Source organism: Butyrivibrio sp. DSM 10294, from assembly GCF_028539135.1.
Taxonomy (GTDB): domain Bacteria; phylum Bacillota; class Clostridia; order Lachnospirales; family Lachnospiraceae; genus Butyrivibrio.
Map to the genome: position 1 here is coordinate 1 of NZ_JANSWL010000077.1, position 26,107 is coordinate 26,107.

Annotated in this window: 19 protein-coding genes and 1 other RNA gene; 17 read left to right on the forward strand and 3 right to left on the reverse strand. The window is 44.7% G+C overall.

Annotated elements, in window-relative coordinates; genetic code table 11:
* Window positions 1-237: 237 nt before the first annotated feature.
* On the forward strand, window positions 238-1,131 hold the full coding sequence (locus NXH67_RS09235; RefSeq protein WP_022778174.1) for a DUF362 domain-containing protein: 894 nt from the start codon (window positions 238-240) through the stop codon (window positions 1,129-1,131).
* Here the strand turns inward: NXH67_RS09235 and NXH67_RS09240 are convergent.
* Genes NXH67_RS09240 through NXH67_RS09250 form a run of 3 tightly spaced genes read right to left on the reverse strand, consistent with a single transcriptional unit; the run spans window position 1,128 to window position 3,477 of the window.
* Window positions 1,128-1,931 (reverse strand): ABC transporter permease, encoded by an 804-nt coding sequence (locus NXH67_RS09240; RefSeq protein ID WP_272797205.1) that lies wholly within the window; start codon window positions 1,929-1,931, stop codon window positions 1,128-1,130. The two genes, NXH67_RS09235 and NXH67_RS09240, sit on opposite strands and share 4 nt — an antisense overlap.
* 3 nt (window positions 1,932-1,934) lie before the next feature.
* Window positions 1,935-2,726: an ABC transporter permease gene (locus NXH67_RS09245; protein ID WP_272797206.1), complete on the reverse strand. Its 792-nt coding sequence runs from the start codon at window positions 2,724-2,726 to the stop codon at window positions 1,935-1,937.
* Entirely contained in the window at window positions 2,710-3,477 is a 768-nt protein-coding gene (locus NXH67_RS09250) for an ABC transporter ATP-binding protein (RefSeq protein ID WP_272797207.1), read from the reverse strand. The genes NXH67_RS09245 and NXH67_RS09250 overlap by 17 nt, the downstream gene beginning before the upstream one ends.
* A gap of 150 nt (window positions 3,478-3,627) precedes the next feature.
* On the opposite strand from NXH67_RS09250, the gene NXH67_RS09255 reads away from it, so the two are divergent.
* The 16 genes from NXH67_RS09255 to kduI all read left to right on the forward strand — a co-directional run bounded on the left by NXH67_RS09255 (window position 3,628) and on the right by kduI (window position 26,080).
* Window positions 3,628-4,506 (forward strand): LysR family transcriptional regulator, encoded by an 879-nt coding sequence (locus NXH67_RS09255; protein WP_022778170.1) that lies wholly within the window; start codon window positions 3,628-3,630, stop codon window positions 4,504-4,506.
* Between the two features lie 83 nt (window positions 4,507-4,589).
* Window positions 4,590-5,009: a hypothetical protein gene (locus NXH67_RS09260; RefSeq protein WP_022778169.1), complete on the forward strand. Its 420-nt coding sequence runs from the start codon at window positions 4,590-4,592 to the stop codon at window positions 5,007-5,009.
* Between the two features lie 28 nt (window positions 5,010-5,037).
* Window positions 5,038-10,137: a DUF4132 domain-containing protein gene (locus NXH67_RS09265; RefSeq protein ID WP_272797208.1), complete on the forward strand. Its 5,100-nt coding sequence runs from the start codon at window positions 5,038-5,040 to the stop codon at window positions 10,135-10,137.
* 152 nt (window positions 10,138-10,289) lie between these two features.
* On the forward strand, window positions 10,290-10,745 hold the full coding sequence (locus NXH67_RS09270; protein ID WP_022778166.1) for a hypothetical protein: 456 nt from the start codon (window positions 10,290-10,292) through the stop codon (window positions 10,743-10,745).
* A 64-nt stretch (window positions 10,746-10,809) separates the two neighbouring features.
* Window positions 10,810-14,772 carry a hypothetical protein gene (locus tag NXH67_RS09275; protein ID WP_272797209.1) on the forward strand — a complete coding sequence of 1,321 codons (3,963 nt, stop codon included), beginning with the start codon at window positions 10,810-10,812 and terminating at the stop codon, window positions 14,770-14,772.
* A gap of 11 nt (window positions 14,773-14,783) precedes the next feature.
* Window positions 14,784-15,263, forward strand: a complete 480-nt coding sequence (locus NXH67_RS09280; RefSeq protein ID WP_272797210.1) for a DUF6465 family protein — start codon at window positions 14,784-14,786, stop codon at window positions 15,261-15,263.
* Window positions 15,263-15,589, forward strand: a complete 327-nt coding sequence (locus tag NXH67_RS09285; RefSeq protein WP_022778163.1) for a hypothetical protein — start codon at window positions 15,263-15,265, stop codon at window positions 15,587-15,589. Before NXH67_RS09280 ends, NXH67_RS09285 begins: the two co-directional genes overlap by 1 nt.
* Window positions 15,590-15,688: 99 nt before the next feature.
* Window positions 15,689-16,696 (forward strand): deoxyguanosinetriphosphate triphosphohydrolase, encoded by a 1,008-nt coding sequence (locus tag NXH67_RS09290; protein ID WP_272797211.1) that lies wholly within the window; start codon window positions 15,689-15,691, stop codon window positions 16,694-16,696.
* A gap of 31 nt (window positions 16,697-16,727) precedes the next feature.
* Entirely contained in the window at window positions 16,728-18,506 is a 1,779-nt protein-coding gene (gene dnaG, locus NXH67_RS09295; RefSeq protein ID WP_272797212.1) for a DNA primase, read from the forward strand.
* Window positions 18,507-18,984: 478 nt separating this feature from the next.
* A complete protein-coding gene (rpoD, locus tag NXH67_RS09300; protein ID WP_026668657.1) occupies window positions 18,985-20,163 on the forward strand; it encodes an RNA polymerase sigma factor RpoD in 1,179 nt (392 codons plus the stop codon).
* A 17-nt stretch (window positions 20,164-20,180) separates the two neighbouring features.
* Entirely contained in the window at window positions 20,181-20,930 is a 750-nt protein-coding gene (locus tag NXH67_RS09305) for a class I SAM-dependent methyltransferase (RefSeq protein ID WP_272797388.1), read from the forward strand.
* A gap of 19 nt (window positions 20,931-20,949) precedes the next feature.
* Window positions 20,950-22,602 (forward strand): nucleoside kinase, encoded by a 1,653-nt coding sequence (locus NXH67_RS09310; RefSeq protein ID WP_022778158.1) that lies wholly within the window; start codon window positions 20,950-20,952, stop codon window positions 22,600-22,602.
* Window positions 22,603-22,770: 168 nt separating this feature from the next.
* Window positions 22,771-23,427: an RNA polymerase sigma factor gene (locus tag NXH67_RS09315; RefSeq protein WP_242830347.1), complete on the forward strand. Its 657-nt coding sequence runs from the start codon at window positions 22,771-22,773 to the stop codon at window positions 23,425-23,427.
* Complete coding sequence (locus NXH67_RS09320) at window positions 23,420-24,340, forward strand: hypothetical protein (protein ID WP_272797213.1); 921 nt, start codon at window positions 23,420-23,422, stop codon at window positions 24,338-24,340. Before NXH67_RS09315 ends, NXH67_RS09320 begins: the two co-directional genes overlap by 8 nt.
* A 41-nt stretch (window positions 24,341-24,381) precedes the next feature.
* An RNA gene (rnpB, locus tag NXH67_RS09325) (RNase P RNA component class A) lies at window positions 24,382-24,862 on the forward strand.
* Between the two features lie 354 nt (window positions 24,863-25,216).
* The gene (kduI, locus tag NXH67_RS09330; RefSeq protein ID WP_022778155.1) at window positions 25,217-26,080 is read left to right on the forward strand and encodes a 5-dehydro-4-deoxy-D-glucuronate isomerase; all 864 of its coding nucleotides are present in this window, start codon (window positions 25,217-25,219) and stop codon (window positions 26,078-26,080) included.
* The last annotated feature ends 27 nt before the right edge of the window (window positions 26,081-26,107 follow it).

The window sequence follows — 26,107 nt, forward strand, 5'->3', positions numbered from 1 at the left end:
TACATGCTGGCATGTTAAGCATTTTGACTTTATGGCCCAAACAAATATGAGGAATTAGCAATTTACGCAGTAAATTAGCGGTTTCCGAATATTTGTAGAATTGCGAGAATGACGATAGTCATGGAGCAATTCGTATATCAAATGGTGTCAAAAGATACTTTTGACACCTACATCATATATATTGAATCAGCGAAAAGGAAGAACTTAAGATATTAACATATGAATAGGAGGGTTAACATGGGATCGGTTTCTAAGGTGTATTTTACAAGAAACATCACACCGGAGCAGGTGGTAAAAATGTATGACATTCTTGGGAAAAAACTTGAAGGCAAGATTGCGGTGAAGGTACATTCCGGAGAAGAAGGCAATCAGAACTATCTTAAGCCTGAGTTTTGGAAGCCAATGGTTGAGCATGTAGGCGGAACCGTTGTAGAGTGCAACACAGCCTATGATGGTGAGAGAAACAGCACTGACAAGCATGTTAAGCTCATTAAAAAGCATGGCTGGAATGAATATTTTGTAGTGGATCTGATGGACGCAGAAGGGCCTGACGTTGAGCTGCCGATATCCCATGCTGATCATTTGAAGAGTGATCTTGTAGGGAAAAACCTTATGAACTATGATTCAATGCTTGTCCTTTCACATTTTAAGGGACATCCTATGGGCGGATATGGCGGAGCTCTTAAACAGCTCTCAATCGGATGCGCTTCCACGGCGGGAAAGGTCAATATACATTCTGCAGGAAAATATGTTAAGGCAGAAGAACAGGGCGTGGTATGGGAAGATCTTCCTCCACAGGATGCTTTTCTTGAATCAATGGCAGAAGCTGCATCGGCTGTAGTGGACCACTTCCATGGAAACATGGTATTCATCAATGTTATGAAGAATCTGTCTGTCGATTGTGATTGCTGTGCTATTGCAGAAGATCCTTGCATGGCAGATGTAGGCATTCTTGCATCCACGGATCCCATTGCAATAGACAGAGCATGTATGGATCTGATCTATAAATCTGAGGATCCGGGAAAAGACCATTTCCTTGAAAGAGTACAGACAAGGAATGGCGAGCATACCATTGATGCAGCTGCCAAGATGGGCTTTGGCGTAAAGGAATATGAACTTATAACTATTTAAGCCCCTGCGCTGTTATAATGCCTAAGGCCGTAGTTCCAGAGCAGATATGCCGCGATACCGGTAATCACAGCAATTAGTGGTGATAGATAAGCATATTCCGGGTGGGGCAAACTTTTTCCTAGAAGGCTTGCCACAGGGTAATAGCCGGTAAAGGCATAGGGGATGATGAAGGTAAGAAGGAATCCGATTCCTTTGCCATAAATAGTGACAGGATAGTCCGTATAATTTTTTAACCCATGATTGTTATTGGTGAGGAGAGATACTATCTCCTCACTTTTTACTGCCCAAAAGCTGACAGCGCCGGTAAAAATTGTGATGGCAGAAAATATCACAAAGGAAGAGAGAATGTTTATTGCATAGTACAAGACAGCATAGACAGCCCATTCAATGGCTAGCGACCTCATACTGTAGATCCAGAAAAACACGGACAAAACCAGGCGGGGTATGAAGGTATACTGGAACTGCTGCAGCACCATATACAGCATGGGGCCTATGGGCCTTGTGAGATAGAGGTCAAATTTGCCGGTGCGGATCAGCTGGCCCATATCCTTCATGGGGCTCCAGAAAAAGAAGCAGCTAAGGCTGTAGGTCAGCCAGCTGGTGGTAAACATGAATAGGACTTCATTCTGCGTCCATCCAGCGATATTGTCGAAATTATGGAATATGACCATAAATCCCGCGAAGTACACACCTATCTGGATCGTGTTGGCGATTAGTTCAAAAACGAGAGAAAAGTGATAAGCCAGCTTCCCTTTCATATATATGATCACAAAATGTCTGTACATTTTAAGCAGATACATGATTCAGCCTCCCTGAATTACAAGTTTATTTTTTCCTACTATCCAAACAGCTTCCGATACCAGAAACAAAACAGCAAGCCAAATAAGCTGAATGAATATATTTTCGCAGATACTCTCATAAGACATTGGGGTGGTAATGAGGGTGACCGGTATTCCATATATTGCCCGGAAGGGAAGAAACATGTTTATCACGGTGAGAACCCGCGGGAACATTGCAGCAGGAATCCAGGACCCGGACAGGAGCTTGTAAATCGCTGCCAGTAGCATGTTCAGCGGCCAGGTGACGATCAGCCAGAAGGCCATCTGACCAATTATCAGGGAATATAAAAACTGGATCAGATAGGCCAGAATTATGGACAGAAATCCGTACAGCAGCTGCTCCCGGCAGATAAGCTCTCCATGGTAAAAGATGGAAATCAATATCCCAAGCGGCAGAGTATAGATCATAATTCTTGCAATGCTCGTTCCGATATGTTTGGCGAATATCATTGATCTATAGCCAAGCGGACGTATCAGCTGATTCGCCACATCCCCGGACTGAATCTGGTTATTGATCCATGCTATAACATCACATTCCATAAATGTGGATATTACGGTGGCCACAATGATATACCTTATGGTTTCATCCTGGCTTAAAGGGATATTTTTGCCTGTATTGGAGGAAAAAAGCCCGGTCCACAGAGCATACTGCATATACAGATAAACAATCTTAGCGAGAAAATTCGCCCATACAGAGTTCAGATACGCTGTATGTTCTTTTATTCCGATTATTGCCAGATCAGCATATTTTCGCATTTCCTTCTTCTCCTGCCAGATAGATTTTTTTGATAATCTCTTCCAGATCTGTGGTCCGGTAAATACTCTTTAGCTTTGGGAGAGTACCGTCATAAATAAGAGAACCCTTGTCGATAATGATCATCTTCTCACACAGGGATTCGATATCTGAAACATCATGTGTGGTCAGAATGATGGTGGTGTGCCTTTCTTCGTTTGTCTTTTTGATAAACTGCCTTATTCGCTCTTTTGACAGCACATCGATTCCGATGGTGGGCTCATCCAAAAAGAGAATATCAGGGTTGTAGATAAGCGATGCCGTCAGGTCAGCTTTCATGCGCTGGCCCAGGCTTAGGAGCCTTGGGGGCTGATTTATGAACTCATCCAGCCCAAGAATCTCAGTAAAAACAGCCATGTTTTCTTTATAAACGTCATTTGGAACACGGTACATGTCCCTAAAGAGTTTCAGGGAATCAATGACCGGAATATCCCAGCACAGAACGCTTTTTTGCCCAAAGACTACACCGGTTTTCATCATGATCTCTTTCCGGTTCTTTTTGAAATTCAATCCGTCTATGGAAACAGAGCCGTTATCAGGCACAAGAATTCCTGTCATCATCTTTATGGTGGTGGACTTGCCTGCCCCGTTAGGGCCGATGAAGCCTATGATTTCTCCGTCGGGAATGGTAAAAGAGATATTGTCCACAGCGAGCTTTTTTTGCCCGTGCTTTAGTCTGTAGATTTTTGTCAGGTTATTAACCTCTATGCTCATAGCCTGTTCCTCCTTGCCACAAGTGTGACAGTGCATATATAACTTGCTTTTATGTGTTCTTAAATGTACAATAGCATCAAACGATATATCAGTAAAATCGAAATAACAGATTGTAACCATCAAAAATATTGATATATATAAGAGGGCGATATGAATAACACACAGCTTGAGACCTTTTTGAAAATTGTTGAGACCGGGAGCTTTACAGCTACCGCAAATATGCTGGGATATGCCCAGTCAACCGTGACGACGCAGATCAAGCTCCTGGAAGATGAGTTTGGATGCCTTCTTTTCGAGAGACTTGGTAAGTCCCTTGTTCTGACTACCGAGGGAGAGAAGCTCATAGCCTATGCGGAGCAGATGTTGCAGCTTCAGAGGCAGATGCTGCTGGAGGTATCAGCTGCGGAGATTCCTTCCGGCATTATTAAGATTGGTGTTTCGGAGTCGCTATGCTACAAGCATTTTCCGGAGAACCTTATGGAATACAAGAAAAAATATCCCGGAATGGACATACGGATCCAGTTCATAGATCATGATACTTTCCCCGGACTTTTAAAGAATGGAGCGCTGGATCTGGTATACACCTTAAACCCGCTTATAGAGAATCCTGAGCTCAAACTGATCCACAAGAAGAAAGAGTCCCTTGCCTTTTTTGCAAGACCGGATCATCCAATTGCTAAAATGAAGAAGGTAAAAGAGGAGGATCTTGCTAACGTTCCCCTTCTTATCACATCCCATACCTGTAGCTTCAGACGTATGCTTCTTGATGACTTCTCAAGGCATGGCGTAACACCTAAGATCGAGCTTGAGACCAGCAGCAAGGAAATCCTCAAGGCCTTTGCCATGAACGGTCTTGGAATCGCCTTTATGCCTGCCATGACAGCAGAGGTTGAAATACATGAAAAGAAGCTTAAGAAGATTGACTGGGCAGGCGATGACTTTCCAATCTATTCTCAAGTTTTTGTCCACAAGGATAAACATCAGAACAGAGCGATAGAAGAACTGGTGGGATTGATTGTGAAAGGCTAGGAGTTATCAGTGAATTCCTGATTGCCTTTGGTGACCTATGTGGTACAATCATAGTATCAAAGCGACTTCAAGGGGCATACTCTATGGAAATTCTTGTAAACATCAAACAGCTTGGTAAAAGAAAAAGCAAGATCAATCAGCAGCAATTTCATATCGAAAATAAACCGGACACTGTAGCAGACCTGATCAGGGAATGTGTCAGTACCTGTGTAAAAGAATATAATGACCGCTTCGAAAAAGGAGATAACCCGCAGCCATTGTCACAGCAGCAGATCGACGATATGAGCGAGATCGGCAAGATTGCCTTTGGAATTAATTATGGGGAGAAAAAGGCAGACAGGGATAAGGCAATAGAGGATGCACTCCTTGCCTACGAGGACGGTCTTTTTCGTATCTTCATCGGAGAGGAAGATGCGGGGGATAAGGATAGCAAAGTGAATATTGAAGAAGGAACGGAGGTCACATTTATCCGCCTGGTAATGCTTGCGGGCAGAATGTGGTGAAAAAAGGTTAAAGGGAAGGTTATAGAAAATGGATTTTCGAAAAAAGTCAGATGACAAAATAAAAGTTTTACAGGAGGAGCTCAGGGGCTTTGTCTGTTCCTGTGACTATAACAAAGAAAAGTCACCTCTGTTTTTTAAGTTTGTAGACCATATTTCTCAGGGCAAAGCCCCTTCTGAGTTTATCAAAAGTAGCGCATCAGGCCTTTTCGGCGAGTTTATAAACCCACAGTTTGAAAAGCATGTTTATTATACTCTGGACCACCTGCATGAGTGGATATATCAGCATGGCATGGGAAGAAGATCCCTTAGGACCAGAGATCCGTATATTATTGCTGAGAATTCCATTGAGAAACTCAAGGAGTTCGGCACAGACAATTTTGTGGACTGCGATATCTGTGAGTATATCAAAAAGGACCTTCCGGAGGCTGAAAAGCATTACAGAAGCTATGATAATTACGTTTCCAGAGGCTGTGTCACGGATATCATGACAGCGGAGATTGATTTCGGGAACGATGAGCTTATAGGTCTTATCAAGGATTCTATCAATGGCGAAAATGATATTCGATTTGAAAGAAGCTTCATCTACGCAATTGTAAGGAGCCATGATCAGGGACTGTATGAGGAGCTGGGCAAGCTCCTTAAGGCTGCAGGGCTCCAGGAAGGTCTTCGCCAGGCAATCTGCGAGACCATGGATGAGGGAACGCCGGAAGCCTTTATATATCTTAACAAGATCATCATTGATAACAATTTCATCAGATTTTCTTCGGTAAAAAGAGCCTTTGCTGTATGGCTCTGCTTCTGGAACTATGACAATACCAAGATGGAACGCATCAGTAATAAGATGGCGGACTATGTCTATGACTGCATTTCGGATGAAAAAAAGCGTGAAGAATACCTTGCCTCAGAAGACTCCATGAAGATGCATATCGCGCTGTGGGCCATAGGATTCTATGAGGTTCGGGATCTTATTGCCAGGATCCGTGATATTTCTGCCAATGGTTCCAAGCATCAGATAATGACTGCAGCCTACACTATGGGGATTCTGGGTAACAGCAGACTTTACCACATGGCAAGTAAGCCCGTGGTGGAAGCGCATCACGATGATATAGATATCATGGTGGGATGTTTTAAGCCTTTTTTCATGTCCAGGTCAAGTTATTACGGCAAATGGGATGAGGGCGGTATCGCTGATTATTTTGAGGATGAAGATGAGGCTGTAAGATTCTATGGATACATGAGGGAGCTGTATAACCTTATTCCGGGAAAAGGAATAACCTGCGATCCCTATATATTCGAATGGAACAAGGACTCACTTGCAAAGGGCGATGTTACTATCAAGATGGCATATATCGCCAAGAAGCTCGGGAACAATGAAATGCTCGATGAGATCTGCGGAATGCTTAAGGAGGCAGATCCCTACTGTAGACTGTGGGTCATCAGAGATGTACTTAACAAACCTGCTACAACAATGCAGTTTGATACTCTTGTGGCTGCTCTTGCTGATAAATCAGATTCTGTACGTTTTCAAGCTTATAAAATAGTTGCGGAAAATACGCAGAAACTAGCTCCGGCGCATTATCTTCAGATGGAGTCTCTCCTCAGATATAAGGCTGCGGATGCAAGGGAAAACCTGATAAAGCTTTTGATGGGCAGAGGCGACGCAGATATAGAGGCCACTGTGGCAAGGCTTTTATCCGATAAAAAAGAAGAGAAGAGAACAGCAGCTTTGGATATGGTAATGACCCTTTCCAAGGATGAAACCAAAAAAGTTCTCTATGAAAAATGCCTTAAGCACGCATCAAATATAAAGGATCCTTCCTCATCAGAGAAGATCCTTCTGGCAAACTTCATTCCGGAGATGTCCGATACACATGACGAAAACAGTGCGGAAGAGATTCTTTACTCAGAAGAAGATTTCTATGAACCGGAGGAACTTGATGCAAATCTTTTTCAAGAGCATGTGAAAGTATTCATGGATTATTTTCCCGACTCGGAACTTGAGAGCTTTTTGAAAAGAGGAACAGCAGAAAAAGGCCTTATCGGTAAAATTGTTGATGTTGTCCGAGGCAAAAAAGACTGTTCAACATATCTGCAGGCCTGTAAGGACCTTGAGAATCTTGGCGAGTTTATAAAGCTTCATGAAAAGGATGAATATACCGACAGAACCGGAGAGAAGCAGATTATTGGCTGCGATTCCAGAATCTTTGGGATTCTTGATAAGGATTACAATCTGGTCGTACCACTGATGGAACTCTGGGAACAGTATTTTGCAGAGCATATACCGGATAAGAGGCGCATTCTCAGAATGTATGCAATGACTGCGGATTATCTTTTCAGGAGTATAACCAATTTTTATTCCACAGAGGCTGTGGACAAGCTGTACGGACAAGGCTTTTCCAATAAGCCCGCTTGTATCTATGCAGAGCACAGTAAGAGAATACTCGAAGCAATCATTAAAGAATATGTAACCACGGAGGAGCTTCAGAGTCTTGCCATAGCGCTGGCCTGGTTCTTTGTTAAGGGTAATTCCATAGATCCACAGTTTATCAGGAGTATAACTACAGCCAGCCATTACACTGAGGGTATTTCAGATGTCAGGATTAACCGACTTCTTTCCAAAATCGACCGTATGGATGATAAGACTTTGCAGCTGACATTCCCGCTTTTTACAAGGTTGTATTATATTCACAGGGAGTTTAAGCCAAAGATCAGGTCTTTGGATGATAAAGCTTCGGGAAACAGATTCAATAACAGAGGAAAATATCCTTCGTATATGGTCATTGAACCGAAGCTTGCAATTTATGCAGCGTATAAAGGGATTATTACGCGGCAGCAGATGTACAAAATTCTTTTTGAAGATGATCTGGGTGCTGCCCTCAGGTTCCTGTCGTCAGCCATTACGATTATTCGGGAGAAGGACAGGCTCGTTTCCACAAGGGCTAGGGACTACTGGAAGAAGACCATTGGTAAAATACTGGAGCAGCATGGTGAAGAGGGATATCTGCAGCTTATAGATGAAGCTTACGATAAGGTTTTGGGAAAAGTACTGCCTGTGGAGCTAAGACGCGGCGACACCATGACAGAATATTCCAAAGCTGTAAGCAATATTTCAAGAATATACGGTGCGGAGAATTTTGTGGCAATTCTATCTGCTCTTGGTAAAGATAAGTTTGAGCGTTATGAGTTCTGTTCCACAGAGACTAAGAAGGGAGCGTTATCCCATCTGCTGGCAGTCTGCGTTCCCGGGCCCGATGATAATGCAGACAGGCTTAAGGTACTGCTTGCGGGTACGGATATTACTGAAAAGAGACTTGTTGAGGCCTCTGTTTATTCTCCCGAGTGGCTTGAAATAGTAGAGGAATACCTTGGGTGGAAGGGTTATATCTCTACCTGCTATTACTTCATGGCCCATATGAAAAGTGATGAATATGGCCGTGACGCAGATCCTAAGAAGGATGCCATAATAGCAAGATATACACCTCTTACCTCTGAGGAATTAAGCGACGGAGCCTTCGATATTGAGTGGTTCAGAAGTGCCTTCGAGGAGCTGGGAGAAGAGCATTTTAACCTTGTTTATGATGCCGCTAAGTATATCTGCGACGGAGCAAGACATGCCCGAGCCCGCAAATACGCTGATGCTGCTCTTGGAAGATATACCCCTGATGAACTTAAGGAGATAGTAGCTGATAAGAGAAACAAAGACTTCCTGATGGCATATCCCCTTATTCCACTTAAGAGTGAGGACGACATCTGCGAAAGATATCAGTACCTTCAGCAGTTCCTTAAGGAGAGTAAGAACTTTGGCGCCCAGAGGATTGTCAGCGAGGGCAAGGCAGTTGCCATGGCAATGCAGAATCTTGCAAACAATGCAGGCTTCAGTGATGTTACAAGACTTACCCTTAGGATGGAAACGAAGGTTATGGAAGACTCCAGGGAGGTCTTCGAGGATATAGAGGTTGAGGGCGTTCTCTTAAGACTGAGCGTTGATGAATTTGGTAAGACAGAGGTTGTTGTAAACAAGGATGGCAAAACACTTAAGTCTATTCCCGCCAAGATAAAGAAGAACGACAAAGTTAAGGCACTGTTGGAGACTAAAAAGAGTTTCACAGAGCAGTATCGCAGAACCAGGTTAATGTTTGAGCAGGCTATGGAAGAGGGAACAACCTTCACTGCTAAAGAACTTACTCTTTTAGAGGACAATCCAATAGTATCCCCTATCGTAAAATCACTTCTTTTTATTGAAGAAGGAAGTGGCAGATTGGGCTTCATCAATGGCGGTAAACTCTCAGATCATGAGGGGAAAGAGATCAGTCTTAAGGAAGAGGCAGAGCTTAAGGTTGCTCATCCATATCATATTTATAAGGATGGTCATTGGAGTGAGTATCAGAAGCTCCTGTTTGATAATAAGACAGTTCAGCCCTTCAAGCAGATTTTCAGAGAGCTGTACATCAAGACCTCAGAAGAACTTGAGATGGAAGATACCAGAAGGTATTCAGGCAATCAGATCCAGCCTAAGAAGACTCTTGCCTGCCTCAAGGGACGCCGCTGGGTGGCAGATATAGACTTCGGCATTCAGAAGGTTTATTACAAAGAGAATATCATCGCCACAATATATGCTCTGGCAGACTGGTTCTCCCCTGCGGATATAGAAGCGCCGACTGTTGAATGGGTTTCTTTTATGGACAGAAAGACCTGGGAGCCCATAAGGATTAAGGATATCCCCGACATTATCTTTTCTGAGGTAATGAGAGATGTGGATCTTGCAGTCAGTGTTGCTCATGCAGGCGGCGTTGATCCTGAAACAAGCCATTCTACAATTGAGATGAGAGCAGCACTTGTAGAGTTTACACTTCCGCTGTTTAAGCTTACGAATGTAACCATTGAAAAAAATCACGCTCACATTCAGGGAAAATATGGTAACTACTCGGTGCATCTCGGAAGCGGTGTGGTTCATAAAATGGGTGGTAGTATGATAAATATTTTACCGGTACATTCTCAGCACAGGGGCAAAATGTTCCTTCCTTTTGCCGATGAGGATCCAAAGACTTCAGAGATAATAACAAAAATCCTGTTTTTGGCGGAAGATGGCAAAATTAAGGATCCGTCTATACTTGAGCAAATTAGATAAGGCAAGAATTATCATTGAATAACGGTCACAAATGTGTTATAGTACGTGTGAATTTCTACGCAGTTACATTATATGTGGCTTACTAGTATTATCGGTAGGTCGTTTTTTTATCCTAAGTACTGAAATTTTATTCTTGAAAAAGAGGGGTAATTATGAACGAAAATTTTGATGCTACAAGTAAGGATAATGTTACTACAAAGGAAGATGCAGATGTATTAACTGAATTAAGGGATCTGACCAGGAAGAAGCTTAGGCTTCAATATATATCCACCGCATGCATAGGGGGTATGCTCGCGGTATTGATTATATCAGTACTTGTTATGGTGCCAAGAGTCAGCACAACACTTGCTCATATTAATAATGTTGCCGCCAAGGCGGAGGAATCACTTGCCAAGGCGCAGGAGTCCATTGAACAGATTAACGATATGACTAAGAGCATGGAACAGGCCAGCAGTAACCTTAACAAGCTCGTCGATGAGAATGGGGAATCATTGGGAGCGGCCATCAAATCCATGACTGAAGTCGATTATGAAGGACTCAATCAGGCAATCAAGGACCTGCAGGATGCAATTGGTCCCATGGCAAATTTTATGAACAGGTTTAGATAATTATATATATCTACATTTTCTTTTGGGGAGAAAAATAAAGTTTTGTGGGAGGAGTTCTCAAGACATGAAGAATTACGTAGTTAGAAGATTGTTGGTGGGAGCATTGGCTTTGACCACTTTTTTCTCCACCTTTGAGTCGGCTGTAGTGTTTACAGTTGACGGAGAAACCGCTATTGCAGCCGAGTATCAGAGTGATGACTCAGACTGCTCATTAAAAGACATTTCTTTTGCAGAGAAATCAGACTCTGCATCTGAAGGTTCGGCTCCTGAGGCGTCTGAAGACGCATCTGCCGAAAGTTCACAGGATAACAATACACAGGTATCCGCAGAATCTTCATCAGAAAGTTCTGCAGAGGCTTCATCAGAGAGCTCCTCAGAGAGCTCCTCAGAGGGTCCCGAAGAGAGCCCTTCAGAGGCATCAACGGAGAGCTCTGTAGAAGTATCGCCCAAGGCTCCCGAAGAGCCGGGGAATGCTTCATCAGAGAGCACTTCTATAGAACCTGCCGCTGAGGAATCCTCTGCCGCAGCATCTTCTGCAGAAGATGCCGCAGATGAGGCTTCATCTGAATCATCAGAGGACGCATCTTCATCTTCCTCTTCTGAGGAGACACCTTCTGAGAATAAGCCTTCAGAAGAATATCATGCAGCCAACGATCTCAATAATCCTGAATTTGGAATAGTTGATAACTTTGAGCTTCCGGATGAAATCGGGGATATCAATGAGGAGATCACACTTTCCTTTGATTTCCATGTATTCGATGCCGAGGCTATTCCTGATGGTATATTTACATATACACTTCCGGATGAACTTGATTTTTCCGGTATTCTTGGCAAGGAAATTGAGGTAAGGGATGGTGATGTGCTGATTGGTAAGGCAGTGTTTACCGATCCTCATGTCATTACTTTTATAATCGATAAGAAGTATCTTGAGAATAAGCCCAATGGAATAAACGGCAGTGTAAAACTTGAGTGCAAGATAGCAGATGCCGGCAATCACGGCGATGAACCCATCAGAATTGAGTTCCCGGGTGAGCAGGTTAAGGTTATCACAGTGAAGAAACCTGTTATCACAGCTACCAAGGCTCCTGTGGTTATCAGTTCAGGAGAAGCGAGCTTCGAGGTTGTTTTTGATGTATCAGCAGATACAGATGATTTCACCATCACTGATGTTCTTGGAGAGAACCTTGAGTTTGTACCCGGTTCCTGGACCTTTAAAACATCGAATTACGGCAAAGTTCCGGCTACCTTCAGTCTTGCTGACAGTCACACTCTTAACGTTAATGTCGGAAAAATAAAAAAAGGCAAATATGTTCTTTTCTATAGAGTCAAGGCAACCAAGCTTCAGGACGCTGTAGCAACCGATGCTATTGAAAAAGGCTATGGAAATACTGCTACGTGGCAGTGGAAGGGCTGCACCGGTGAGCATGAAGTTATCAGTTATGCAACCTGCTCAATCAAACACGACTGGTTAAGAAAGAATCGTATCGGTGCGATTTCCGCAGACGGAGTAGCAGGCTGGTACGTCTATATTAACAACGGAAGCCGCCAGGAGATGGCCGGCAAAAAATTGGTGGATATCCTTGATAGCAGAATGGAATTCTCATCAATGTCCGTTGAGGTTGAATACTCTCTTGATGGTAAGATCTGGAGACATTATGACTATGCTACAGACATCAGCAAGGACGGTGATAACTGGAAGCTTCAGTACACATTCCCGGATGATGCACCTGCTTATGGTTACAGACTCAAATATTATACTAAGATAACTAATCTTCCTACTGACACAATTGTGTATAGCAACAGTGTATATCTGTATGATGGTGACACACTTTTGGATGAAGCTACTGAGAAGAATGGATATTATCATGTGGGTAAATTTGATTCCCGCATTGAGAAGAATGTCCTTGAAAGAGATAACGCGACAGGTATCGTTACCTGGATCTCAGAATTTACCGTAAACGGTGAAAGAGCTAATTATCCTATCACCATTAAGGACAATATTGCTCCTGCAGTAGCTGAGTTTGCGGGTAAGAAGATCGGAGTTAAGATGCTTGAGGGCATCGAGCTTGTTAAGGTGAATGAGGACAATACAACAACTCCCATCACCAAATTTAAGGTTACCTATGGTGAGTCATCCTTTACTCTTACCGTAGATAAGCTTGTGCCCGGCAGCTACAGATTGTACTACAAGACACAGCACTATTACGGATCTGAGGGCGACCTTTCATTCCCTCAGGGAAGTACAATTGATATTATCAACCATACAGAACTTATCATCGATGGCAGAAAGGTCCAGGATGATGCATCTTATCCCATCACAACAGAGGGACTTCCTCTTATGAAGGAAGCTCTTAAGGGATATTCTGAGAATGGTCGTTACATTATTCCATGGAAGGTCTATATCAACAAGAATGAGCTGGGACAGACCAATGGAGATATTGAGAGCGGTGCCAAGGCCACAGTAACCGAGATACTTCCTGACAAGCTCCGGTACCTTGCCGGATCTACTGTTATTACCAAGGCCGACGGAACAACATTTGGTGTTGAACCTGTAGCAGAGAAATCTGCCGAGCTTGGTGATGTTCTTAAGTGGAACTTCACTTGGGAGAAGGCCGGAGATAACTACTATGTACTTGAGTTCAAGTCCTATGTAAAGGATGAGTATCTGAGCGAAATCAAGAAGATGGCTCAGGACGATGGTACAGCCACAGTATCTTTTGATAATAATGTTATTGCAACCGTAGGTGGCAGCATCGGTGGAACCAATGCCAGCGCTGTTGAGGAGTTCAAGTTCCTTAAGAAGACTGCGGGATTTGACGAGAATACTCAGCAGATCGAATATGAGATCGTGGTTAACAGAGAGGCTGTTGATCTCAAGGCCGACAGTGATACTCTTGTTCTCGGAGATACACTTAAGAACGGCTTCTTCGTGGAAGACAGTCTTAAGGTATACTACTACGGAACAGAGACAGAGGTTGATCTTGGTGAGAACGGCGTTGGAGTATCCTATGACCGCAAGACCTTCAAGATAACTGTTCCTGACAGCACCGCACTTCTTGTAAAATATGCTGTTAAGGCAGATACGGATTACGGCACTGATATTGGTGATTCCAAGGTTGAGGTAGAGGTTTCAAATACAGCGACACTCTACGGCGATATTGAGAACTCCTCCAAGGTCGATAAGCAGTACGCTGTAAAAGATGTTCAGGCTAAGATCACCAGCAGTAAGGGCAGCGTCAAGGTTGTTAAGGTCGATGCAGATGAACCTTCCAAGGGTCTTGATGGATGTAAGATCGGCCTGTACAGAGTTGATCTTAAGACCGGTGAGAGCAGCCTTGTGGTAGAGAAGACCACTGATGATATTGACTATAGCGTAGTATTTGATGTAGACGGCAAATACAACTCACTTATTTTTGATACACTGTACTATTATCAGGAAATTGAAGCTCCCACGGGATACATAGGTGATTACACCAAGCATTATTTTGTCTTCAAGGCAACCAAGTTTGACAAGGTAGATTCTCAGATAAGAGCATTCCTGACTGAGGAAGAATATGATAAGCTTGAGATTATCGTGGTTGATAAGAACAATGTTTATCATGAATTCAACTTTACGAACAAGAAGAAAACGGAGCCCGGGCCTGATCCCACACCGGATCCCGATCCTACACCGGATCCTGAGCCCAAGCCGGATCCTAAGCCCGATCCACAGCCTACACCCGCTCCTAAGCCCACACCTACACCCAAGCCAAATCCGGAACCTGCACCGGAACCGACTACGGAGACTGAGCCTACACAGGGCGTGGTTGTAACCACATCTGAGAGCAGCGTTATTCCTGATCTTCCTGAGGTTCTCGGAGCCTACAGAGATGACCTTGATCTTCCGGAAGTTCTGGGAGCAAGAAGAGGAGAGACCTCAGACAGAGATATGACATCCTCTTACATTATTTTGCTGATGGCGCTTGTGGTACTTGCCGGTACTTTGACTAAAGTGTTTAAAGAGACTAGAATTAGAAAGAAATCATAATTTTAGCATTTATGCTTTGGAAGGGGGACAACATGGACAGAAAGCAGGCAGAAGATAAGATTAAGGAACTTGCTAAGGAAGTAACAGAGGCGGCAGAACCGGTTATCAGAGACTTAAAGACCAAGGCCGAGCCTGTTTATGGTGAAGTTAAGACCAAGGCTGAGCCTGTGATCAAGAAGGTTAAAGAGACAGCGGCTCCCGCTGCGGAGGTAGTCAGGAAGAGATCACAGAAGGCCACTAAGGTTGCCAAGGCAGTAGGACAGGATATCACTCTTCGAGCTGCCAAGCACAGATGCAAGGAAGAGGTTTTTGTTCAGTACAACAGTCATGAACTTAGGACCACAGATATTATTGAGAAGGCTAAGAAGGATTTCGTCAGCCGTGGCCACAACATCACGGATATTAAGGAGATTCAGGTTTATATCAAGCCTTCGGACAATGCGGCTTATTATGTTGTAAACCACAGCGAAACAGGCAGGGTTGGATTTTAATGGCAATTGAGTTAAGTACTTTTTTTAATCTGATGCATTATGAATACGGAGAAGCCTTCTTTGGCAGCTACAAGGGAATGAGATACAGACTGGCAAGAGAGCCTCTTGAGAATGTCAAATTCGTTCCCGTGGACCAGAGAGGACCGGCATCACTTCTTGCGACGGTATGGCCGGAGCCCTATTCCTATGCACAGACAGATAAGGCTCTTATGACCTCTGAGGAATTCGAGGTTTCACAGGAGGGACTTGAACAGGCAGTGGCCTGGTTCAATCAGCAATATGAAGAGAGGATCGCCCTTTGGAGCAATCCGGAACAAATTGTTTAAAATTTTTTGAAAAATAAAAAGGATTTTGAAATCCCACGTCGAATAATTAAGATGTGGGATTTCTTTTTTTAACATTGGACAAAAAAGGATGAGCTAAAATTGAAAATTCGCGAACAACTTGAAGAACGAGAGACCAGAATCTTAAGTAAACATGCTACTCTCAGCATGAATTCCAAAGGTAGGGAAAGAGAAGAGAAGCCTTGTGACATCAGGCCTTGTTTTCAGCGCGACAGGGACAGGATACTTTATTCCAAGTCCTTCAGACGCCTCAAGGACAAGACCCAGGTCTTCCTGTCTCCTGACGGTGATCATTACAGAACCAGAATGACCCATACCCTTGAGGTATCACAGAATGCCAGAACCATAGCCAAGGCTCTGATGCTCAATGAGGACCTGGCTGAGGCAATTGCACTGGGCCATGACCTGGGACATACCCCTTTTGGACACGCAGGCGAGAGAGCGCTTAATGATGTCAATCCGGGAGGCTTTAGGCACAACGAGCAGAGTCTTCGCATTGTGGAGAAGCTGGAGAACTACGGAATCGGTCTTAATCTGACCTGGGAAGTAAGAGATGGTATTCTTAATCACGAGATGAACTTAACACCGGGGACCCTTGAGGGCAAGGTGGTAAGGCTATCCGATAAGATTGCATATATGCATCACGACATGGATGATGCCATAAGAGGTGGGATCCTCAGTGAAGAGGACGTGCCTGCGGACCTTCGCAGGGTAATAGGTGAGTCCAAGAGAGAATGGCTTGATACCTTTATCCATGACATAATTTCCAACAGCATGGACAAGGACAACATTCAGATGTCGGATGAGATCTATGATGCATTTCATAAGCTCAGGAAGTTTATGTTTGAAAGAGTATATACCAACCCGATTGCCAAGAGTCAGGAAGGCAAGGTTGAAGATATGATCAAGACTTTGTACAGCTACTATCTTGACCATATAGACAAGATTCCCGAGTATCTCAAGAAGATGATGGATGAAGGGGAAGCCAAAGAGAGAGCTGTCTGTGATTATGTCAGCTCCATGACTGACAGATATGCGGTTGCGGTTTTTGAAGAAATATATGTGCCTCGTTCCTGGGGCGTTTTGTAGTAGTTTTTGGGGATGAAAAGAGGAGAGTCAGTTGCGTTATTCTGAGGAAATATTGGAAGAAGTGCGCTCACGGAATGATATTGTGGATGTCATAGGTCAATATGTCCATCTGCAAAAGAAGGGAGCAAATTATTTCGGACTGTGTCCGTTTCATAATGAAAAATCCGGTTCTTTCTCTGTTTCGGGCCACAAGCAGATGTATTACTGCTTCGGCTGCGGAGCCGGCGGAAATGTCATTTCTTTTTTGATGAAATATGACAATCTGACCTTTCAGGAAGCAGTAAAGCAGTTGGCGGACAGAGCCGGCATCAAGCTTCCGGAGGAGGATGACTCCCCCGCGGCCAAGGCTATGCGGGACAAGCGTCAGATACTCCTTGATATCAACAAGGAGGCTGCCAAGTATTACTATTATCAGCTCCGAGGCAGAACCGGTGAGAAGGGGCTTGAGTATTTCAGAAAGAGAGAGCTGACGGATGAGACCCTTCAGCATTTTGGACTGGGCTACGCCAATGTTACCAGCGATGATCTGGTGAAGCATTTGCGGGGCCTTGGCTACAAGGACAGTCAGATAATAGAAGCAGGTCTTGCGTCCCACGACGATAAGTTCGGGACTCATGATAAATTTTGGAACAGAGTTATGTTTCCGATTCAGGATGCTTCCAACAAGGTCATCGGCTTTGGCGGAAGAGTAATGGGAGATGGCAAGCCCAAGTACCTGAATTCGCCGGAGACGATGATCTTTGACAAGAGCCGAAATCTCTTCGGCCTTAATTATGCCAAGAACTCCAGAGCAGGTTACATGATAATCTGTGAGGGTTACATGGATGTTATAGCCATGCATCAGGCTGGCTTTAACATGGCGGTGGCTTCCCTTGGAACAGCTTTTACCACGGGGCAGGCCATGCTGCTTAAAAGATATACAGATGAAGTCATCCTATCCTACGACAGCGATGAAGCCGGTACCAAGGCAGCGCTAAGGGGAATAGGAATCCTTAAGGAAGTGGGAATCAAGGGCAAGGTCCTTAACCTGCAGCCCCACAAGGATCCCGATGAATTCATCAAAAACGAAGGCAGGGAAGCCTTCGAGGAGAGGATCAAGAATGCCGAGAATCCATTTTTCTTCGAAGTAAGGATATTGGAGAGAGCGCATGACATGTCCGATCCGGATTCCAAGACCTCTTTTTACAAAGAAATAGCCAAGAAGCTATGCGAATTCGAAGAGGCTCTGGAGAGAGAAAATTACATACAGGCGGTGGCCGCAAGGTACAACATTCCGGTGGATGACCTGCGGCGCATGGTTACCGGATTTGCAAACCGTGGCGGAATAGTAAGGCCTGCAGAGAGACCCAAAACAGGCATTCAGAAGAAGATGACTCCCGAGGACGGTGCAAAGAAGAACCAAAGACTCCTTCTTACGTGGCTTACGGATGAGCCGGGTCTTTACCCCAAGGTGATAAAGTACGTGTCACCCGAAGATTTTTCGGATGATCTGTACAGGAGAGTAGCCGGGGAATTATTTGAAGGACTAAAGAGCGGTGGATTCTCCCCCGCGGCAATACTGGATCATTTCCGGGATGAAACGGAACACGCCCAGGTGGCGGAGATGTTTAATACCAACCTGGTGGACATCGAGACCAGGGATCAGAGGAAGAAGGCTTTCCACGATATCATCTACGGCGTCAAGCTGGCAGGATACGAGAGGCAGAAAAAAGAGTTAAAACCTGACGATCCCCAATATCTCATCAAGACTATCCAGGGGAAAAAGGATCTGGAAAAACTCTCACATACGGAAATATCACCGGACGACTAATTTACACAAAAACAATTAGAAAAGGAAAGATAAAAAAATGGCAAAGAAAGAAACTGTAAGCAAGGATACCGAGAAAGCAATAAAGTCAGCTGCCAAGACTACCAAGTCTGCCGCAGCGAAAACAACAAAAGAAGATACAAAGGCTAAGAAGACCTCCAAGAAGGCAGCAGAAGCCGAGGAAGAGGTTAAAGAGACCAAGACAAGGAAGACCTCCAAGAAGGCAGCAGAGGCTGAGGAAGAGGTTAAGGAGCCTAAGGCTAAGAAGACCTCCAAGAAGGCAGCAGAGGCCGAGGAAGAGGTTAAGGAGCCTAAGGCTAAGAAGGCCTCCAAGAAGGCAGCAGAGGCTGAGGAAGAGGTTAAGGAGCCCAAGACCAGAAAGACCTCCAAGAAGGCAGCAAAGGCAGAGTCTGAGGATGCTCCCAAGGTATCAGCAGACGGAGAGCTTGACGAAGCCACAAGAGAAGTATTCACCCAGAGAATCAAGGATATACTTCTTCTTGCAAAGAAAAAGAAAAACGTACTTGAGTACGCAGAGATAAATGATTTCTTCACTGATCTTAATCTCAATGAAGAACAGCTTGATAACGTACTTGAGGTTCTTGAGAACTCCGGAATCGATGTTCTCAAGGTATCCGAGAGTGACGATGATGATGTTATTCCCGATGACGACGATATGCTCATTTCCGATGAGGATGAAGTTGATATGGAGAATATCGACCTCTCTGTTCCCGATGGAATCAGCATTGAGGATCCTGTAAGAATGTACCTCAAGGAGATCGGTAAGGTTCCTCTTCTTACAGCTGAGCAGGAAATTGACCTTGCCAAGGCTATGGAAGCCGGAATCGATGCCGAGAAGGAGATCGAGGAAGATAAGGGCAAGAACAAGATGACAGAGGCCAGAAGAAAAGAGCTGGATGCTATCATCTATGAAGGTAACGAAGCCAAGAAGCGTCTTGCAGAAGCTAACCTTCGTCTTGTTGTAAGTATTGCAAAGAGATATGTTGGCCGTGGAATGCTGTTCCTGGATCTTATCCAGGAGGGTAACCTTGGTCTTATCAAGGCTGTAGAGAAGTTTGATTTCCGTAAGGGCTTCAAGTTCTCAACCTATGCTACATGGTGGATCAGACAGGCTATCACAAGAGCCATCGCCGACCAGGCCAGAACCATCCGTATTCCTGTACACATGGTTGAGACCATCAACAAGCTCATCAGAGTCAGCCGTCAGCTCCTTCAGGAACTGGGCCGTGAGCCGCTTCCCGAGGAAGTTGCCAAGGAGATGAACATGCCTGTTGAGCGTGTACGCGAGATCCTCAAGATTTCCCAGGAGCCTGTATCCCTTGAGACACCTATCGGTGAGGAGGAAGACAGCCATCTTGGTGATTTCATCCAGGACGACAACGTGCCTGTACCTGCCGACGCAGCTGCATTCACACTTCTTAAGGAGCAGCTTGTGGAGGTTCTCGGAACTTTGACAGAGCGTGAGCAGAAGGTTCTCCGTCTTCGTTTTGGTCTTGATGACGGCAGAGCAAGAACCCTTGAAGAGGTAGGAAAAGAGTTCAACGTAACCCGTGAGCGTATCCGTCAGATCGAGGCCAAGGCTCTCAGAAAGCTTCGTCATCCCAGCCGCAGCCGCAAGCTTAAGGATTATCTTGACTGATGAATATTGAAGGAAAAATGTCGCAAAGGCTGATAACCATTGCGGAGATGTTAAGAGGGGAACACCCGGTGGCCACAGCAGCTGATGTAGGCTGTGACCACGGATATGTTTCCATATATCTTGTTCAGAACAATATAGCAGATAAAGCCATTGCAATGGATGTGAGAAAGGGCCCCTTGTCAGGAGCTCTTTCAAATATTAAGGACTATGGTTATGAAGACAGGATAACCACGAGACTATCTGATGGTCTTAAGGAGCTTGGTGAAGGGGAAGCAGATGCTCTTGTTATTGCAGGAATGGGAGGAGGCCTTATGGTCAGAATCCTAAGTGACTGTGACATCAATAAGCTTGGCATTAAGAAGGCTGTTTTGCAGCCCCAGTCAGAGCTCTGTGAATTCAGGCGCTATATCAGAGGCAAGGGCTATTCAATAGTCCGGGAGCAGGTTGTCCTTGAGGATGGAAAATATTATTTTCCCATGGAGATTGATTTTACCGATGGCTCCAAGGACAGATCGGCAGAGTGTGTGGCAGAGCTTATGGAGAAGACAGGGTGCGATAAAGAGTGCGCCGAGAGCCTCTGTGACCGCTTCGGAGAGTCCAATATTCTTCGCAAAGACGCTCTTTTAAGAGATTTCGTAAGTCATGGAACGACTGTAAACGAATCTATTCTGAAGAGCCTTTCCAGGGAAGAACATCCGGAGAGATATGAACAGGTGGCTTCAGAAAACGAAGAGAACGGAAGGCTTCTTTTTTATCTGAATAATTAAAGAATCAGGAGGCAAATATATGCCTATAGTTACAATAAACGGGGTTTCAAAAGAATACGACAAGGGAACATCCTTTGAGACTATTGCAAAGGAATATCAGAAGGACTTTCCCTGCAAGATTGCGGCCGTTATATTTAACGGCAAGATAAGAGAGCTGTTTAAGGCTGTTAAAAAGGACGGCGAGCTCTCTTTTGTCACCTTTGCGGACAGCATCGGCTATGAGACCATGAGAAGGACTGCGGTGATGATACTGATCAAGGCGGTTCGTGATGTGGCGGGCGTCGGCAGCAATGTTAAGATCAAGGTGGAGTTTACTATCGGCAACGGATATTACTGCACAGTGGTTGGCGTGCCTGTAACCGATGAGTTTGCCGCCAAGGTCACAGAGAGATATCAGGAGCTGGTTGACGCGGATATTCAGATCACCAAGAAGGTATATCCCCTTGATGATGCCATAGAGATCTTCAGAAATCAGGGCATGGATGACAAGGTAGCACTTCTGAAATACCGCAGAAGTTCTGAAATCAACGTCTACAGAATTGATGATCTCTATGATTATTTCTTTGGCTATATGCTGCCCAGAACCTCTTATATCGAGAAGTTCAGGGTGGATAAGTATCACGACGGCCTGATGCTGACGCTCCCCACAAAAAAGAATCCGGGTGAGCTGGTGGTATCAGAGCCCAGAGAAAAGCTCTTTAATACCATGATGCTGGCCAGTGACTGGGGCAGCATGATGGGAATATCAAACGTGGGCGATCTTAACAACATGGTCTGCTCCGGCAGGATCAATGAGATGATGCTGGTGCAGGAAGCGCTGCAGGAGAGCAAGATCGCGGACATCGCCAGGAAGATATTCCAGAGAGTTGACGTCAAATTCGTTATGATTGCAGGTCCCAGCTCCTCCGGCAAAACAAGTTTTGCCAACAGATTGTCAATTCAGCTTCGTACCTACGGACTGGTGCCGCATCCCATAAGCCTTGACAACTACTTTGTAAACAGAGAGGATACACCTCTAAGCGAAGACGGCAGTTATAATTTCGAATGTCTTGAGGCTCTTGATGTTGAGCGTTTTAATCAGGATATGACAAGGCTCCTTAAAGGCGAGAGAGTTGAAATGCCCGAGTTTAACTTTGTTACCGGCAAAAGGGAGATGAACGGAGAGTTCATGCAGCTTGGCAAAAATGATGTGCTGGTGATCGAGGGAATTCACGGACTTAATGAAAAGATGAGTTATTCACTTCCAAGTGAGTCCAAGTTTAAGATCTATATCAGTGCTCTTACAACCTTGAGTATTGACGATCATAACAGAATACCTACAACAGACGGCAGACTCCTTAGAAGAATCGTAAGGGATGCCAGAACAAGAGGCGCTTCCGCCAAGAAGACCATCAGCATGTGGGGCTCAGTAAGAGCCGGCGAGGAGGCCAATATCTTCCCCTTCCAGGAAGGCGCGGATGAGATGTTCAACTCAGCTCAGATCTACGAGCTGGCAGTTATCAAGCCCTTCGCAGAGCCTCTTTTGTTCAACATCGGTAAGGATGAACCGGAGTATTATGAGGCCAAGAGACTTCTTAAGTTCCTTGACTATTTCGTCAGTGTAGACAGTTCCATGCTTCCCAAGAACTCCATCTGCAGAGAGTTCGTCGGAGGAAGCTGCTTCAAAGTCTGATAATTTACTATAGTAAAGTGACAGGCACTTTGTTCCGCTAAAGTGCCTGTCACTTTTTTTTACTAAAGTCTGCAACATTTTGGCTCTTCTCTTTGTATATATAGTAGGAAGGCAATTTATGTTATACTGTCTAAGGAGTGCGGACTTATTGGTTAAGGTTCGCGGGATATGGAAAAAGAGTTGAGGACAGTAAACATGGTTATGACTAAAAATGGCGAATATATGCCATATGGCGGCCTTCTGTGGGAACTTCCCGGATTACTTGGGAGTGCTGTAGGGAAAATAAGGAAGCTTGCTTTATCTTTATTTGCTGCGCCAGCTAAGGTGGACAGGCCTGTGGCAGGGGCGACGGCAGCGGAGAGAGCAGGATTACTTATTGATAGATATGGCAACAATATTCTCAGAATGGCTTATTCCTATCTGCATAATATGAGCGACGCAGAGGATATTCTGCAGGATACTTTGATCCAGTTTATCAAGAACGATCCGGCCTTCGATAGCAGCGAGCATGAGAAGGCATGGCTTCTTCGTGTGGCAGCCAATCTCAGTAAGAACAAGATCCAGTACAACAAGCTTAGAGAAACCGACGAGCTGGCTGAGGAACTGACAGGAGAGGAACAGGACGACCTTGCCTTCGTATGGGATGCGGTAAAAGAGCTCCCGGAGAACTACAGGGAAGTTGTTCATCTTTTTTACCAGGAGGGCTATGCTACTAAGGAGATAGCTGAGATTCTTGGCAAAAATGAGTCAACAGTGCGCTCGGATCTTCGAAGGGGAAGAGAGAAATTAAAAGAAATTCTGAAGGAGGCGTATGACTTTGAGTAAATATAATGAAGTTATGGATAAAGTCAAAGTTACTGACGATATGAAAAAGCGCATCCTTCAAAACATTGAGGATACGAACTTTGATGACGTTAAGACTTTTGAATCGGTTCCCAAAAAAGAAAAAAAGGAAAACAAGATAATAAGTTTTGTAAGGACCTACGGCGCAGTTGCCGCTATGTTCGCAGTGGTACTGGTGGGTGCTTACGCAGTATTTGGCAACATGTCCGGCAGGAAATCCATGGAATCAGCTACGTCCGAAGCACCTGCTGCAACCTATGAAATGGCTGAGGAGACAACAGAAGCAGCTTATGCGGATGAAGAAGCAGCTACAGATGAGGCAGCTCCGATCATGGGAGCTCAGGGAGGTGATGCTGTGAATTCAGCGCCAATGATGGAACCATCTGCTATGCCAGCTCCCGCTGCTCCGTCCAAGAATGATAAGACTAAAGACACTGCCAAAAATGAGTCAGTTGAAACAGAGCAGGATGAAATGGAAGTTCCGAGCATGGTGACGGAATTTGCATCCGCCAAGGAATTGTCCGCTGAAGCAGGTGGAACAATAACCGATATCGACAGCCTTCTTAATGCGTCAACCGAGAATCATTACCTTCTGTATGACAGCGGTATGATGGAGATCAATTATTATATTGACGGAGGAAATGTATATTACAGAGTGGCCTCCGAGGAAGCTGCTTCCGAGTATGTAAACGGCGATATCGCAGGTGATTTTATTGATTATTCGACCAAGACCGTAAGAACCATAAACGGAGTGGAGGTTACCCTTCAGGGTACGGAAACTGCCTTCAATGCCGCAGGCTGGGAAAAAGATGGAGTGCACTACTGCCTTCTTCATGAAAAAGGCCTTGATGACAGCGCTATGACAGAGCTTCTTATTGAAATACTCGGTAAGTGATTTTTTCGTTGACTTTTAAGTGTATCAGAATATAATACTTATGAGCAGGATGGATGATCGCTGCCATGCAAACGAAAGGGCATGGGAGAGGAAAGTCCGGGCTTCGCAGGGCAGGATGCCAGATAACGTCTGGTGGAGGTGACTCCCAGGATAGTGCAACAGAGATATACCGCGTACTAAATGAGGCGGGCGACCATGACAAGATGGGACATATTCATGCTTGCATGAAATATGTCACAGATTGGAAGGGGCATGCGGCGAATGCCGCGTAACGAGGAATGCTTGCATTCCGAGTGACCGCCGTACTACCTCATGTGCGTAAGGGTGGAAAGGCAGTGTAAGAGACTACCGTGCTGGTGGTAACATCAGTAGCCATGTAAACCCCATCCGAAGCAAGACCGAACAGAAAGCTATGAGCCGGCCCGGTTCGCTTTCAGGTGGGTCGCTTGAGGCTGTCGGCGACGGCAGTCCTAGATAGATGATCATTCACGACATAACCCGGCTTACAGTTCTGCTCATATAGTTTAAAAAGGCGGTCTTCTGCGGCTTATATATGCGCCCAATCCTCCGATGATGGGAAAAATAATCAAATCGGATTGGTCACATATATAAGCCGCAGAGGACCGCCTTTTTCTATATAAGCTGCGCAATCTTTTTGGTGGCTCTTTTGGGTAGACAAAACCGGAGCGAGTGGGTAAAATGTAAGAAATATGAAAGCACTTACATTGTGTCAAGATTTGCAAGATTTTGATGCAAAAATGAACTGACAAAGAAAAAAATATACTATATGATACAAGAGTCAATGATAAAAGAGCCTGATAAAGGGCTATATTTATAAAACTATTTACCGGTTTTGCCGGAGAAGGTGGAGGAAAAATGGAACTTAGAACTGCATGTTCACCTAAGGACGAGAAGTATTACGACACCAAGAGACTGAGAGAGGAATTCCTTATCGATGATCTTTTTCAGCCTGATACCATCAAGCTTGTTTACAGCCATATCGACAGAATCATCACAGGTTCAGCTGTGCCTGTAAAAGAGGAGCTTAAGCTTACAGCAGGAGATGAGCTTCGTGCTGAGTACTTCCTGCAGAGACGTGAGATGGGTGTTATCAATATCGGCGGCGCCGGTGTAATCACCATCGACGGCAAGAAATATGACGTTGACTACAAGCAGGGAATGTACATCGGAATGGGGGCAAAGGATGTTTCTTTTGCCAGCGCAGATGCGTCCAAGCCTGCTAAATTCTATATCAACAGTGCACCTGCACACAAGACTTATCCTACAGTTCTCATTAAGAGAGAAGGAACTCCTTCAGAGGACGTTGTCATCATCAAGGATGAGAACAAGAAGGAACTTGGAAGTCTTGAGGGTGCAAATCACAGAGTTATCAACAAGTACATACTTCCCGGTCAGGTTGAGACCTGCCAGCTGGAGATGGGTATGACAGAGCTTAAGCCCGGCAGCGTATGGAACACAATGCCTTGTCACACACATGACCGCAGAATGGAAGTATATCTTTACTTCGATATTCCCGAGGATGCAATGGTAATGCACTTCATGGGAGAACCTCAGGAAACAAGACATATTATCATGAGAAACGAGCAGGCTGTAATAAGCCCCAGCTGGTCAATTCACTCAGGCTGCGGCACACAGGCCTACACCTTCATCTGGGGAATGGTTGGAGAGAACCAGGACTTCGATGATATGGATGACTGCGCAATGCAGGATTTAATGTAAAACTAATAACATCAAATATATTTAGGA